This window comes from Gelidibacter pelagius, from assembly GCF_017581925.1.
GTDB classification, from domain to species: Bacteria; Bacteroidota; Bacteroidia; order Flavobacteriales; family Flavobacteriaceae; genus Gelidibacter; species Gelidibacter pelagius.
In genome coordinates, this window is record NZ_JAGEVG010000001.1 from 1 (window position 1) to 13,461 (window position 13,461).

11 protein-coding genes and 1 tRNA gene are annotated in these 13,461 nt (G+C 38.7%); 6 read left to right on the forward strand and 6 right to left on the reverse strand.

The annotated features are described in order from the left end of the window. Window positions 1–54: 54 nt before the first annotated feature. The 4 genes from J4051_RS00005 to J4051_RS00020 all read right to left on the reverse strand — a co-directional run bounded on the left by J4051_RS00005 (window position 55) and on the right by J4051_RS00020 (window position 4,426). Complete coding sequence (locus tag J4051_RS00005; RefSeq protein WP_208231565.1) at window positions 55–342, reverse strand: helix-turn-helix domain-containing protein; 288 nt, start codon at window positions 340–342, stop codon at window positions 55–57. Between the two features lie 585 nt (window positions 343–927). Then, window positions 928–1,001, reverse strand: a tRNA-Asn gene (locus J4051_RS00010). A 74-nt stretch (window positions 1,002–1,075) separates the two neighbouring features. Next, the gene (gene rseP / locus J4051_RS00015; RefSeq protein ID WP_208231566.1) at window positions 1,076–2,416 is read right to left on the reverse strand and encodes an RIP metalloprotease RseP; all 1,341 of its coding nucleotides are present in this window, start codon (window positions 2,414–2,416) and stop codon (window positions 1,076–1,078) included. Between the two features lie 78 nt (window positions 2,417–2,494). After that, the gene (locus J4051_RS00020) at window positions 2,495–4,426 is read right to left on the reverse strand and encodes a M1 family aminopeptidase (protein ID WP_208231567.1); all 1,932 of its coding nucleotides are present in this window, start codon (window positions 4,424–4,426) and stop codon (window positions 2,495–2,497) included. A gap of 94 nt (window positions 4,427–4,520) precedes the next feature. Between J4051_RS00020 and J4051_RS00025 the strand changes: the two genes are divergently transcribed. The 4 genes from J4051_RS00025 (at window position 4,521) to J4051_RS00040 (ending at window position 8,188) form a co-directional block, all read left to right on the forward strand. Then, window positions 4,521–5,189 (forward strand): SCO family protein, encoded by a 669-nt coding sequence (locus J4051_RS00025; protein ID WP_208231568.1) that lies wholly within the window; start codon window positions 4,521–4,523, stop codon window positions 5,187–5,189. A 366-nt stretch (window positions 5,190–5,555) separates the two neighbouring features. Beyond that, window positions 5,556–5,783 carry a FeoA family protein gene (locus tag J4051_RS00030; protein WP_208231569.1) on the forward strand — a complete coding sequence of 76 codons (228 nt, stop codon included), beginning with the start codon at window positions 5,556–5,558 and terminating at the stop codon, window positions 5,781–5,783. Beyond that, window positions 5,783–7,882 (forward strand): ferrous iron transport protein B, encoded by a 2,100-nt coding sequence (feoB, locus tag J4051_RS00035; protein ID WP_208231570.1) that lies wholly within the window; start codon window positions 5,783–5,785, stop codon window positions 7,880–7,882. The genes J4051_RS00030 and feoB overlap by 1 nt, the downstream gene beginning before the upstream one ends. Before the next feature lie 165 nt (window positions 7,883–8,047). Beyond that, a complete protein-coding gene (locus J4051_RS00040; RefSeq protein ID WP_208231571.1) occupies window positions 8,048–8,188 on the forward strand; it encodes a FeoB-associated Cys-rich membrane protein in 141 nt (46 codons plus the stop codon). Window positions 8,189–8,264: 76 nt separating this feature from the next. On the opposite strand, the gene J4051_RS00045 is transcribed toward J4051_RS00040, so the two are convergent. After that, complete coding sequence (locus J4051_RS00045) at window positions 8,265–10,289, reverse strand: S9 family peptidase (RefSeq protein ID WP_208231572.1); 2,025 nt, start codon at window positions 10,287–10,289, stop codon at window positions 8,265–8,267. A gap of 102 nt (window positions 10,290–10,391) precedes the next feature. Next, window positions 10,392–11,045, reverse strand: coding sequence for a metal-dependent transcriptional regulator (locus tag J4051_RS00050; RefSeq protein WP_208231573.1), 654 nt, complete (start codon window positions 11,043–11,045; stop codon window positions 10,392–10,394). 410 nt (window positions 11,046–11,455) lie between these two features. On the opposite strand from J4051_RS00050, the gene J4051_RS00055 reads away from it, so the two are divergent. Both J4051_RS00055 and J4051_RS00060 read left to right on the forward strand, forming a co-directional pair. After that, a complete protein-coding gene (locus tag J4051_RS00055; protein ID WP_208231574.1) occupies window positions 11,456–12,367 on the forward strand; it encodes a metal ABC transporter solute-binding protein, Zn/Mn family in 912 nt (303 codons plus the stop codon). Between the two features lie 228 nt (window positions 12,368–12,595). Further along, complete coding sequence (locus J4051_RS00060; protein ID WP_208231936.1) at window positions 12,596–13,339, forward strand: metal ABC transporter ATP-binding protein; 744 nt, start codon at window positions 12,596–12,598, stop codon at window positions 13,337–13,339. The last annotated feature ends 122 nt before the right edge of the window (window positions 13,340–13,461 follow it).

Below are 13,461 nucleotides of genomic sequence, written 5' to 3' on the forward strand. Positions count from 1 at the left end.
CTGTTTATTTGTTTCCATAGACGTTGGCTTTAGTGAAATAGTATATTTCGCAGATTAAATGCGCTTATTCCTTAAGGAATAGGCCAATGCCTCACGTTCTATGTCGTGTTGTGACTTTCGCTTGTTCTGAAGTAGCCATTCCACAAGTTTACGCTTCTCGAAAAAGAGCATTTTGCCGTTGGGTTTGGAGTGTGGAATTCTCCCTGAAGCTGTAAGTTTATAAAGATAACTTCTGGAAATGCCCGTGTAGTCACAGGTCTCATCAAAGGTCAAAACTTCTTTATGCCCGACCAATAATTTTTCTAAACGATCCAATCGTTCCAATATCAATAAATTGTCCATTTTTAATAGTTTTTAATGATTAAAATGAACAAAAGCGCTTTTGATTCCCTTATGGGATTATGGAAATAAAAGTAAGAAAAGAGAATAATGAAAGAAGAAAAAATAACAATAAGTTATTCACAATTAACTGATAAGCAGTAAGTTATATCAAATGACGTCAAATGATAGTATTTTATAGATTCTATGATTTCAGTTAATGTTGTTTGATTCTCTTTGAAAGTGTAACGAAGAGTGATGATATAGACCAATCTGAGGTTATCAACAGTTAAAATTGAAAAAGTAAAGCTAGAATAGATTTAAAACGTCAGATTTCAATTCCTGAGTTTGAATTTCAGATTCGGCAACGGTTTTAAAATCTATTCGAAAACTTTCTACGGATAAAAAAAGAAGATAGAATATGGAAGGAATTTATGTTCCAATGAGTCAATCAGCGACACAATCTACTTAAAGATGTAATTTAGTGAGAAATGTATTTAATTGATACTAAATACAATAAAAATGAAAATAATTCAAATCTATGTGCAAATTATGTGCAAATGAAAAAGGCTTCAGGAGTATAAACTCTCTGAAGCCTCGTCAACACTGCTCCTCTTCTTGGGCTCGAACCAAGGACCCTCTGATTAACAGTCAGATGCTCTAACCAACTGAGCTAAAGAGGAAGGTTTAATACCTTATTTTGAGGATGCAAATATATTGCTATTTTTAACTTGAGCAAAACTATTTTGAAATATTTTTAATCCGTTATCGCTTTAAATATATCATTGCCATTGGCAAACAATACTAACAGGATGATAATCATGAATCCAGCAACTTGAGCGCCCTCCATAAACTTTTCTGAAGGCTTGCGTCCTGAAATCATTTCGTACAATAAAAACATGACGTGACCGCCATCTAATGCAGGGATTGGCAACAAATTCAAAACGCCCAACATTATCGATAGAAAGGCTGTAATACCCCAAAAATATTCCCAGCTCCAAACACTCGGAAATACATCAAAAATGGCCTTAAAACCGCCCACACCTTTATAAGCGCCTGTGCTCGGACTAAAAATTAATTTTAATTGGGTAAAGTAGCCTGATATTTGACTCGTAAATCGATCATAACCAACAACAAAGCTCTCGCCAAGTGTATATTCCTTTCTAACAATCTTAAAATATCCTAATTCTGCGAACCTATTCGGAGAACCTCCGGTTTCAATCCCTAATTTTCCATTGTCGTCAACCATAAGATCGACCATCTTGGATTCGCCATCTCTTAAAATCTCGGCCGTGACGGTTTGTCCTTTAAAAGTCTTTAAAACATCCTGTGCTTGGTCAAAATATTCTACTGATTGACCTTCAATAGTCTTCATCAGATCTCCTTTTTTGAGATCCGCCGACTTATTTAATGAAGAGTCACTGACTTTGGCCACCATAAATGGTAATCTAAGTTCAAAAAGTCTTCGGTTTTTACTGGTAGAGAGTTGCCCTAAAAAATCTTCTGGCAAGGTTATGGTCTGCTCCACACCATCACGCTCTAATGTTATTTTTTCAGCACCAATTAAATTTGCTCTAATATCTGATTCGTTGACAACTTTAGTGTCACCGACCTTCACAATATGATCACCGGTTTTAAACCCTAAATCATTCAACAGCGGATTATCAATGAGATAGCCATCCTTTAAGCTTTGGGAATCAATATCAGTATCGCCATATCCGAATGACATAAAAACATAAATAAAATAGGCTAAAAGAAAGTTGACGGTCACGCCACCCAACATAATAATAAGCCGTTGCCAAGTAGGTTTCGAACGAAACTCCCAAGGTTGGGGAGATTGCGCCATTTGCTCCTTGTCCATGCTTTCATCAATCATTCCCGCTATTTTGACATAGCCTCCAAGTGGTAACCAGCCGATTCCATAAACGGTATCACCTATTTTTTTCTTGAACAAACTGTATTTGATATCAAAAAACAAATAGAATTTTTCTACACGCGTCTTGAATAATCTTGCTGGTATAAAATGCCCCAACTCGTGCAACACGATAAGCAGGGACAAACTCAATAAAAATTGAGAAATTTTAATTACAAACTCCATTGATCTCTTTTCGAAAAAATTATAAGGCACAAAAGTAGTCTTTTAAGCCCATTTAGAAAACTAATACGATCCTATTAGTTAGTTTTTTAACAGCGATTTATTAATCCTGCCCTTGTTAGTTTGGAGTTCCACAAAAAACATGCCTGAAGAAACTGTGGACAGATCAATAGTGTCATTCCAACCCGATGTGTGAATGAGCTGACCGAGTGTGTTGTAAATGCGGATTTGGTCGACTCTTAGAAAATCTGGTTTTTTAATACTGAAGCTGTCTGAAGTAGGGTTAGGATAGAACTTAATTTCCATATTTAATACATGTTCATCTGTACCGAGAACCACGGTATTGTTTTTTGAAATCATATCAAACTCAGGATTGATCAATACCTCCGCAACCATGAAATTAACGGTTCTTGTGAAATTTTCTTGATTGACCGTCTGATCTAAAACCAGATCGATCGTTTCACCCGCCGTACCAACCAATCGTATGGGCAATTGAGTTTCAAAAAAGGATACGGAAGGGTGGGTCTGAGTTTGTTCTAAAGTGAAATTTATTTCTGTAGGAATAGCCTGTGACCATTCCAGTTTAAAACTTGGATAGCCTTCTCCGTAGAGCCAATCTTCAAAAAACTCAGACAAATCCTGACCGCTCGTACTTTCCATGATTCTGATAAAATCTTCTGATTTTGCATACCCGTAGGCATGATCTGGATGGTTTAAATAATTCCTCAATCCCTGGAAAAAGTCAGTATCACCCAATTGCTTTCTGAGCATGTGCAAAACCATTGCCCCTTTATTATAAGACAAGCGCTGATTAAAAATACGATTGACAGTCAAGGTATCAGCATCTTTTAAAAACACGGCGCCATCAGGTGTAGAGGTAATTGACGTTACCATTTGCTGTTTCCAATTTTTAAATGGTGTATTGCCATCTAAGTTTTCAACTACAAGTCCAGACATATAAGTTGCAAATCCTTCGTTGAGCCAAATATCTTTCCAGCTGCCACAGGTCACTTTATTTCCGAACCATTGATGACCCAGTTCGTGGGCAATTAAATTCCGTCCAAAACTCCCCATAAATGACACGGTGGTATGCTCCATACCACCACCCCATCCAAATTGGGCATGGCCATATTTTTCATCGGCATAAGGATATTCGCCAAAAAGTGTACTGTAGAGGTTCATGATATCGACCGTTACCGGAGTTTGCGCTTGTACAGCTGCTAAATTTTCTGGATAGACATAGTTGATAATTTCAAATGGGTTACCGCTATTAAAAACCGTATCGTAATAAACCGTATAATTGGTCACCGCAATGGCTACCAAATAGGCAGGAATGGGGTAGTTATGCCTATAATGGGTCGTTTTATTACTGCCATTTATAACTTGTGATTGTTCCAAACCATTAGAAACGGCCACATAGCCATCGCCATCAGGATTGGTTGAAGGCGTAGTAATATACACGTCAATACGATCTATTTTATCAATAAGATCTTGCTTACATGGCCACCATCCTTTGGCACCGTACGGTTCGGAAAGGGTCCAGAGGACAGGCTTTTCTGCATGCGTATTGACTTCAAAGGAGCCAAAACCAGAGCTTACGGGATTTCCAGAATAACTAATGGTCAAGGAATCTAAAACGCCTGTATTTTGTAATTGTGCAAGCGTAATGACCACTTCGTCATTATTATTTTGAGAAAACTCCAGCGGATTTCCACGTTGCAACACTTGTGACACCGTCATATTATCCGTTAGGTCAAATACAATCTGATTTAAATCGGATGTCGCTTCAAAATGGGTCGTCACATCGCCACTTATAAACGCCACTGACGGATCCACCTCAAGCTCCAATCGATGATATTTTACATCATAGTTCCCCGTATTGGCATTGGGGCGCATTTGCATTCGGTTTAAAGCAGATTTCATCTCAGCTTCTCTGAGATCACTGAATTGATGATTTTGAGCACTTAAAAAAGAAGAAAAGATTAGAAAAAGAACCAGTGTACTGTTTTTCATGAAACGCAATTTTAAGATTAAAAATACCCTTTTTGATTCTTATCTGTTGTATTTTTGCATCATATTTCACACAACATCCTCAAAACCATTAAAAATGCTATCTTTTTTTAGAGAATATAAGTTTTTCGGAATCTTTTTGTTCTTCTTATCCGCTATCATTGTTACCATTATGTACAATGTACTTACGCCAAAGAAAGTGCTTCCCATTTACCAACCTACTATGGTAAATTTTGAAATGGTAGACAGCACTTTGCAATACCAAAGCAAATATCATAAAATTGCCGACTTCAGTCTGATCAATCAAAATGGTGACACCGTAACCCAAAAGAATTACGAAGACAAAATTTATGTGGCCGATTTCTTCTTTACAACCTGTCAGACCATTTGCCCAATCATGACTGACCATATGGCCCAAATCCAAAAGGCAACACTATCGGATGAGGAAATTATGCTTCTCTCCTATTCCGTGACGCCAGAAATTGATGATGTGGATCAATTGAAACGTTATGCTATTGAGAAAGGGGTAATTGACAAGAAATGGAATTTAGTTACAGGCGATAAAAAACAGATCTACGAATTAGCAAGGAAAAGTTATTTGGCAGTCAAAACAGACGGTAACGGCGACCAATATGATATGATCCACACCGAAAATTTCATGCTTATTGACAAAAAACGACAAATTCGTGGCTATTATGATGGCACCCAACCTGACGATATCGAAAAGTTACTGGAGGATATTAAAGTACTGAAGAACGAAGGGTAGGGCGAGCGATTTTTGATTAACGATTTTTGATTGACGATTGACGATTTTTGATTGGGGATTTAAGCGAACGAAATTGAAGTTGAAGTTGAAGTTAAAATTGAAACTTGCCAACACGATGGTAGCAGTTATGAATTTGAATGCGATGATCGAAAATGGCTGAACCTCAACACATATTACATTGAATTTATTTCCCGAAGATGTCGCAGATTGTCGCAGAAGTCTTAAAAACACCTACTTAATTAGTACCCGCATAGCAATGAACTAATTGAATGTCCCTGATTATAACTCTGAACTTTCTCTTCCCAAATAACAAACAATAAATTTTTTTCGTTTACTTTTGCTTCTTTAAAATCAATCTAAATAAGCTTGCAAGTAACAGTCGCACATCTAAAAAAAGGGCAACGTGGTATCATTACTGATGTGTCATCAATTTACATCCCATTAAAACTTTTGGAAATGGGCTGTTTACCCGGCAATTTTGTGGAGCTTGTACAAGTCGCCCATTTTTCAGACCCCATGTACCTCAACATCAATGGCACTCATTTAGCCATCAGAAAAGAGACTGCTCTTCACATTTTAATAGACATCCTCTAATGAGTAAGCAGATCAATGTCGCACTAATAGGGAATCCGAATACGGGTAAAACTTCAGTTTTTAATGCACTTACCGGATTGAACCAAAAGGTTGGTAATTATCCCGGTATTACAGTTGAAAAAAAAGAAGGCATCTGCAAATTATCTCGTGGTGTGAAAGCACATATCATTGATTTGCCTGGAACTTACAGTTTGAATGCCTCTTCTTTGGATGAAAACGTGGTCATCGAATTGCTTCTAAACAAAAACGATAAAGACTTTCCGGATGTTGCCGTAGTTGTGAGCGATGTTGAGAACCTCAAACGAAACCTACTCCTTTTCACACAGATTAAAGACTTGGAAATCCCTGCGATTTTAGTGATCAACATGGCCGACAGGATGCGATACAAAGGTATTTCTTTAGATATTCCGCATTTAGAAGAACAGCTAAACACCAAAATTGCACTGGTGAGTACCAGAAAAAATTATGGGATTGCTGAATTAAAAGAATTGATTTCCAATTATAGAGAACTCTCAACAGCTCCGTGTATGCATGCATCGGAAATTGACAAGGACTACTTTGATAGCTTACGCAAAGCTTTTCCAGATCAGTTGCTGTACAAACTTTGGTTAGTCATTACCCAAGATGTCAATTTTGGCAAAACCGACCGAAATGAAATTGAGCCGGTTGCTGATTTCAAAACCAAATCCAAATCCGATCTCAAACGTCTTCAGCAAAAGGAAACTATTAAGCGCTATCAATTTATAAACGAAACCCTTAAAAAGGGACAAATCATAGATTTGAGCACTGCCAAAGACCTTAGGATCAAATTGGACCGCATCTTAACCCATAAAGTTTGGGGCTATGTGATTTTCTTTCTCATCTTATTGACCATTTTCCAAGCTATTTATGACTGGTCCAGTGTACCAATGGATTTTATCGATTCCACCTTTGCGTCATTGAGCGAATGGACCAAGAACGTACTCCCTGCTGGCACTTTTACAAATTTATTGTCCGAAGGTATTATCCCGGGATTGGGAGGAATCGTCATTTTTATCCCGCAGATTGCCTTTCTGTTCCTGTTTATTTCAGTACTCGAAGAAACCGGCTATATGAGTCGCGTAGTTTTTTTAATGGATCGAGGTATGCGACGTTTTGGATTGAGCGGTAAAAGTGTGGTGCCTCTAATTTCTGGGACGGCATGTGCAATTCCAGCAATTATGGCCACCCGAAATATTGAAAGTTGGAAAGAACGTCTGATCACAATTTTAGTCACGCCATTTACCACCTGTTCCGCAAGATTGCCAGTGTATCTGATTATCATTTCCTTGGTTATTCCGGATAAACGATTTTTCGGTTTAGGTTATCAAGCCATGACCTTGATGCTCTTATATCTCATCGGATTTGGTGCGGCCTTGGGGTCGGCGATGATCTTGAACAAAATTCTCAAAATTAAAAGCAAGACCTTTTTTGTGGTTGAAATGCCCAATTACAAGTTGCCATTGCCCAAAAACGTCGCATTGACAGTTATTGAAAAGACCAAGGCTTTCGTTTTTGGTGCCGGAAAAATAATCTTGGCCATATCCATCATTCTTTGGTTTTTGGCCTCGTATGGTCCAGGGGATGATTTCAATAAAGCTGAGGAAATTATCACTGCAGAATACGCAAATCAAAACCTCACCGACGATGAATTGCAACAACACGTGGCTTCCCAAAAACTGGAACATTCATTTCTTGGCATCACGGGCCATGCCATTGAACCTGCCATTAGACCTTTGGGATACGATTGGAAAATTGGTATTGCGCTCGTAAGTTCATTTGCTGCCCGTGAAGTATTTGTTGGCACCTTGGCGACCATATATAGCGTTGGAAGTGATGATGAAGAAACTATTAAAAACAGAATGGCGGGAGAGGTAAACCCTATTTTAGGAGGGCCATTGTTTAACTTTGCTTCTGGGATTTCCTTATTACTGTTCTATGCATTTGCAATGCAGTGTATGAGCACCTTGGCCATTGTACAACGTGAAACAAATTCGTGGAAATGGCCAATCTTACAGCTTGTAATTATGAGTACTTTTGCGTATATTATTGCATTGATTGCGTTTCAGGTTTTGAAGTAGATGGAGGAAAGACGGATGACCGATGACCGATGACCGATGACGGGTGACGGGGATGTAGGAACTGGGAATTAGTAGATTGTTAATATTTAAATAGCAAAATTAGTTAGAAATAGCGATCTGAAAACTGCCACTGAAAACTGAGACTGAGACTGATTACTAAATAAAATGAACGACACGATCCAAACCATATTAGCTTTTGGTGCCTTAGCGCTTGCCTTACTTTTTCTGATCAGAAAATTCTTTTGGAAAAAATCAAAAAAGAAAAGAGCTTTTGGTGATGCCCATGATTGTGATAACTGTCATTGATACCCATATGATGTCAGACAAGTGTCGAAGTGAAACCTTCAACTCGGAACTTGAAACTTTAAACTCGAAACTCCTACTATTCATAGTTCTCAAACCAAGCCAAAATATGCGCCACTTTGCTGATCAAATTACTTGGTCTTTGAGCAATATTATGATAGGCCTCTGGTATTTCCACCAAAACCGTTTCTACTTTTCTAAGTTTTAAAGCATGGTAAAGTTGTTTGGCTTCACTTGGCGGTGTTCTTAAATCATTCATCCCTACCATGACCATCGTAGGAGTCTCTATGTTGCCCACCAATGAAATGGGCGAGAATTTCCAATAGGTTTCAAAATTTTCCCAAGGTTGTCCTTCGTAACGCTTTTCGGCATAACCATAATAATTATCGGCCACCAAAGTTTTACTGATCCAATTGACCACAGGTTTTATGACTGCAGCCGCTTTAAAGCGATGGTTCTTTCCGATCATCCAAGTGGTCATGATACCGCCGGCACTGCCACCGGTCACGTACAATCTATCATTATCTACAATGCCCTTTTCAACTAAATAATCCACACCATCCATCACATCATTATAGTCCTGTCCCGGATAATTATTCTTTAATAAATTGCCGAACTCCTCCCCATAGCTCGTGCTTCCCCGCGGATTTGGATAAAAGACCACATAGCCTGCAGCAGCGAATAACTGGATTTCAGCGGTAAATCGGTCGCCATAATTCAAAATCGGTCCGCCATGATTTTCTACTAACAGCGGATACTTTTTAGACGGATCATAAAATGGTGGCTTGACAATCCAACCTTGAATGTCCCTGTCGTCAAAAGTCGATTTATACCAGACCTCTTCAGTCTTGCCCAATTCGCGAAAAGCAAGCACATCGGCATTTAAATTGGTAATTAACCTCGCCTCCTTTTTATTCTGGATAACCGCCAATTCCGCTGGATATTCCGGTCGGGATTGTGTGTACACCAATGTCCCATTTTGAGATACGGAATACGACCCTGATGCATAAGGCCGTCCAATCGTCGTTCCGCCAACATTATCAGCCAGTTTTGTGATTTTTCCTGAGGTTGTAATATATCCTATCTTAGAATTTCCCTTTTCGTCATACATAAAATACAAGCCTTTCCCGCTTGCATCCCACGTAATATCCGAAACACTGTTATCAAAATTTGAAGAAATTATGCGTTTGTTGCTGCCATCGTTATTCATTAACTGCAATAAGGTATTTTGATGGTCCTGTACACGATCCTCAAACCCCAGATAAGCTACAGTTTTCCCGTCAGGCGATACTTGTGGCGAATGATCTGGTCCATCCTGAGAGGTCAAAGCAGTAATCTGTTTGGTAGCAACATTCACTTTATAAACTTCGCTATTTCGAAATCGGTATTCCCAATCCTCAATTCGGTTGGAAGAAAAATAAATCTCTTTCCCATCTGGAGAAAAGGACAGATTGCCACGGTGACTGTAATTGTCGCTGGTCAATTGTCTGGCGGTGCCGCCATCGGCTGGGATTATAAAAACATGGGTAAATCCTGGCGCCATATACCCACTGCCATCAGCTTCATGCTTGAGTCGGTCGGTAATTCGTGCAGGTTCTGCCCATTTCGCACCCTTTGGTTTTTCGGGTAATTTGGCTACTACTGGTGGCTTTTCTGCAATGAACATCGTAAAAGCAATCCATTTTCCATCGGGCGACCAGGTTAAGGAACTTGGCGATTTTTCCAATTGTGAAATTTTAGCAATCTGACCAGTTGCTGTCCAATACATATATATTTCTGAGCCTTCATCTGTGGTACTTGAAAACACAATACGATCTCCAGTTGGCGACCAACTTGCTTGTGATTCGCTGACTTCCCGAGAGGTCAATTTACGATGAGAAGAACCATCAGCATTGACGATCCACAAATTTCCATTGGCATTATCCTTCATGATGTCAAACCCATTTCTTTTGTAAACAACCTGCGTGCCGTCAGGAGAAATTTGCGGATCGGTAGCCCATTCCAAGGCAAAGACATCCATAGGTTGAAAAGGAATCTTTTGAGTTTGTGCAAGAGCAAATTGAATACTCAAAAAACCTACTAAAAGACTAAAGAAACGGACCATAATAAAAGAGTTTAATTTGAAATGCTCAAGTTACTGATTTTAAACTTTAGCAAAGCGAGAATTTATGATGGAATGGTTTAGCAAAAAAGGAAAATAATGAGACTAAACAGCGGTTAAGAACAAGTTTTTAGCGACATTTTCTGAAACGACCAATTCAACATTATTAAATTTGATTTTCACCGAGTTGTCAAAAGGTTCTTTGTGAATAATTTTGATCGTCGTACCAAGACTGATATGATTGGCATCCAAATATTTTAAAAAATCATTGGAACTATCATCAACGCCCACACAAAGATACGTTGAGCCTTCTTTAGCATCGGCAAGGCTTGTTTTATCTATTTTTTCAAAATTACCATCCTTATCAGGAATCGGATCGCCGTGCGGATCTACTTTAGGAAACCCCAAAAACTCATCGAGCTTATCTGTTAGTTTTTCTGATTTGATGTGTTCCAATTGTTCGGCTACATCATGCACCTCATCCCAAGAAAAGTTTAATTTTTCTAATAAAAAAACTTCCCAAAGTCGATGTTTTCGAACGACCTTGACCGCGTAGGCACGACCTGCCTTAGAAAGCGAAACACCCTGATACGGAATATAGGACACCATATTTTTCTCCGCCAATTTTTTGATCATGTCAGTAACCGAAGAGGCCTTGGTCTGCATTTCTTCGGCTAAGGCATTCGTTGATACGTCATTGGAAGACTGATTTTCTAAATGATAAATAGCTTTAAGGTAATTTTCTTCAGCGAGTGTCATACAAAATTATATTATCTACAAATATAAATTTTTTTTAGACAAAAAGATTATTTAGATTTGTCTAAACTTTTAATTAGATTTGTATCAATATTTTCACGACCGGTTTTCCACAAAAGGTTTTTATTGCGTTTACAGTGGTCCTAAAGCACAAACCGATAGTCTAAATAAGCATAGCGTTAGAACAGCGACTTGGAATCTTGTTGCCGTTTTTAGTTTAATAATTTTTTAAGTGAGTATTTATTCAGCAACAGGTGGGGCCTATAGACATTCTTTGTAAGCTCAACCTGTTGTATACTTATTTTATCGCCCCATCAATTTTTAGATATCCGCAGCGGTTTACATGAGAAAACCTTAATAATCAGCACAGCATCCTCATTTATTTAGTACCTTCGCAACATATATTTAGGCTCATGAAAAAAATAGTTTTCGTTTTAATAACTTTAGTAGGTCTCTCCGCTTGTAAAGAGTCTGGACCAAATAATGGCAAGCTCAACATCGTGACCACAACGACAATAATTACCGATTTGCTGAATCATATTGGTGGTGACCAACTCAACATTCAAGGTTTAATGGGAAGTGGTGTGGATCCACATTTATACAAAGCCAGCGCAGGCGATGTCACCAAATTGGCCAACGCCGATTTGATTTTTTACGGCGGTTTGCATTTGGAAGGGAAACTCGTGGATGTTTTCGAAAAAATGGAAAGCCAAAACATCACTACTATCGCTGTTTCAGATGCTTTGGATAAAAATACCCTGATTGGTTCAGAATATTTCGCTTCTAATTATGACCCTCATATTTGGTTTGATGTCCACAATTGGGAACTCATTACCACTTTTGTGGTGCAAAAACTTTCCGATGCCGATCCGGAGAATGCAGCACTTTATGAAGAAAACGGCAAGACCTATCTTGAGGAGTTAAAAGTCTTGGATGCGGAAATCAAATCCATTATCGAGACCCTTCCCAAAGAAAAAAGAATTCTGGTTACCGCTCATGATGCCTTCAATTATTTCGGCAAAGCCTACGGATTTCAAGTTGTTGGCTTACAAGGATTATCAACGGCTACCGAAGCCGGCGTGCAGGATGTCCAAAATTTGTCTAACTTTATTATCGATAAAAAAATAAAAGCCATTTTTGTGGAGAGTTCGGTGCCAAGACGTACCATTGAAGCACTTCAGGCCGCCGTAAATTCTAAAAATCATCATGTCGAAATTGGAGGCACGTTGTATTCTGATGCCTTAGGAAATGCGGGTACTGCTGAAGGAACTTATATCGGAATGTTTAAATATAATGTGAATACGATTGTGAATGCGTTGCGCTAATTCCTGCGAAGGCAGGAATCATTGGGAAAATCAGAACTAATATGATGGATATGATGGAATCTCTACATTCGAAGAAACCCCAGAATGTTCAACATCTAATTTTGACTTCAATAGCATTGAGAGCATTAATTCTTTAAAACAATACAGAGTTCAAAGGAAATGACAGAAATGGATAACATAAAAAATGCACATTCTAAGGAAAAGACTCCTGTCTCCCCGTCTACCGACATGGCAGGTGCAGGAGTTATTGCTGTAAAGGTGGACGATTTAACCGTAGCCTACAATTATAAGCCTGTACTATGGGATATCGACCTTGAAATCCCAGAAGGCGTCCTCATGGCCATTGTTGGTCCAAATGGCGCAGGAAAATCGACATTGATCAAGGCTATTTTAGGCATTTTAAAACCTATTGCTGGCAGTGTTACCATTTATGGCAAACCTTATCACAAACAACGCTCACATGTGGCCTATGTACCACAAAAAGGAAGTGTGGATTGGGATTTCCCTACCGTTGCACTGGATGTGGTCATGATGGGCACTTACGGTAGCTTGGGATGGATTAAACGCCCTGGAGTCAAAGAAAAGAAAGCAGCTTTGGAAGCTTTGGAAAAAGTGGGCATGCTTCCCTTTAAGGACAGACAAATCAGTCAGTTATCAGGCGGACAACAACAGCGGATCTTTTTGGCAAGAGCCTTGGTACAGGATGCCTCCATTTATTTTATGGACGAACCTTTTCAAGGGGTTGACGCTACCACAGAAATTGCCATTATCAATATTTTAAAGGAATTGCGAAAAGCAGGAAAAACTGTAGTCGTTGTGCATCACGATTTACAAACCGTGCCTGAATATTTTGATTGGGTCACTTTTTTGAACGTTAAGAAAATAGCAACAGGTCCTGTAAAAGATATTTTTAATGATGATAATTTGACCAAGACCTATGGTATTAATTATAAGGTGAGTGTGCAGAAGTAAATTTCCTGCGAATGCAGGAATCTTTCTGGTTCCATGTGGTTAATCTCATTAAAAGAAGTCTAATCATCAATAAAATCAGAGATTTATTCAACGCATGACTAGTAATCAAGCAAATAGTCGGG

Coding starts and splice junctions, on each gene's coding strand:
- J4051_RS00025 (WP_208231568.1), top strand. CDS start 4,521: ATGCTATCTTTTTTTAGAGAATATAAGTTTTTCGGAATCTTTTTGTTC.
- J4051_RS00055 (WP_208231574.1), top strand. CDS start 11,456: ATGAAAAAAATAGTTTTCGTTTTAATAACTTTAGTAGGTCTCTCCGCT.
- J4051_RS00005 (WP_208231565.1), bottom strand. CDS start 342: ATGGACAATTTATTGATATTGGAACGATTGGATCGTTTAGAAAAATTA.
- J4051_RS00060 (WP_208231936.1), top strand. CDS start 12,596: ATGGCAGGTGCAGGAGTTATTGCTGTAAAGGTGGACGATTTAACCGTA.
- J4051_RS00020 (WP_208231567.1), bottom strand. CDS start 4,426: ATGAAAAACAGTACACTGGTTCTTTTTCTAATCTTTTCTTCTTTTTTA.
- rseP (WP_208231566.1), bottom strand. CDS start 2,416: ATGGAGTTTGTAATTAAAATTTCTCAATTTTTATTGAGTTTGTCCCTG.
- feoB (WP_208231570.1), top strand. CDS start 5,783: ATGAGTAAGCAGATCAATGTCGCACTAATAGGGAATCCGAATACGGGT.
- J4051_RS00050 (WP_208231573.1), bottom strand. CDS start 11,045: ATGACACTCGCTGAAGAAAATTACCTTAAAGCTATTTATCATTTAGAA.
- J4051_RS00045 (WP_208231572.1), bottom strand. CDS start 10,289: ATGGTCCGTTTCTTTAGTCTTTTAGTAGGTTTTTTGAGTATTCAATTT.
- J4051_RS00040 (WP_208231571.1), top strand. CDS start 8,048: ATGAACGACACGATCCAAACCATATTAGCTTTTGGTGCCTTAGCGCTT.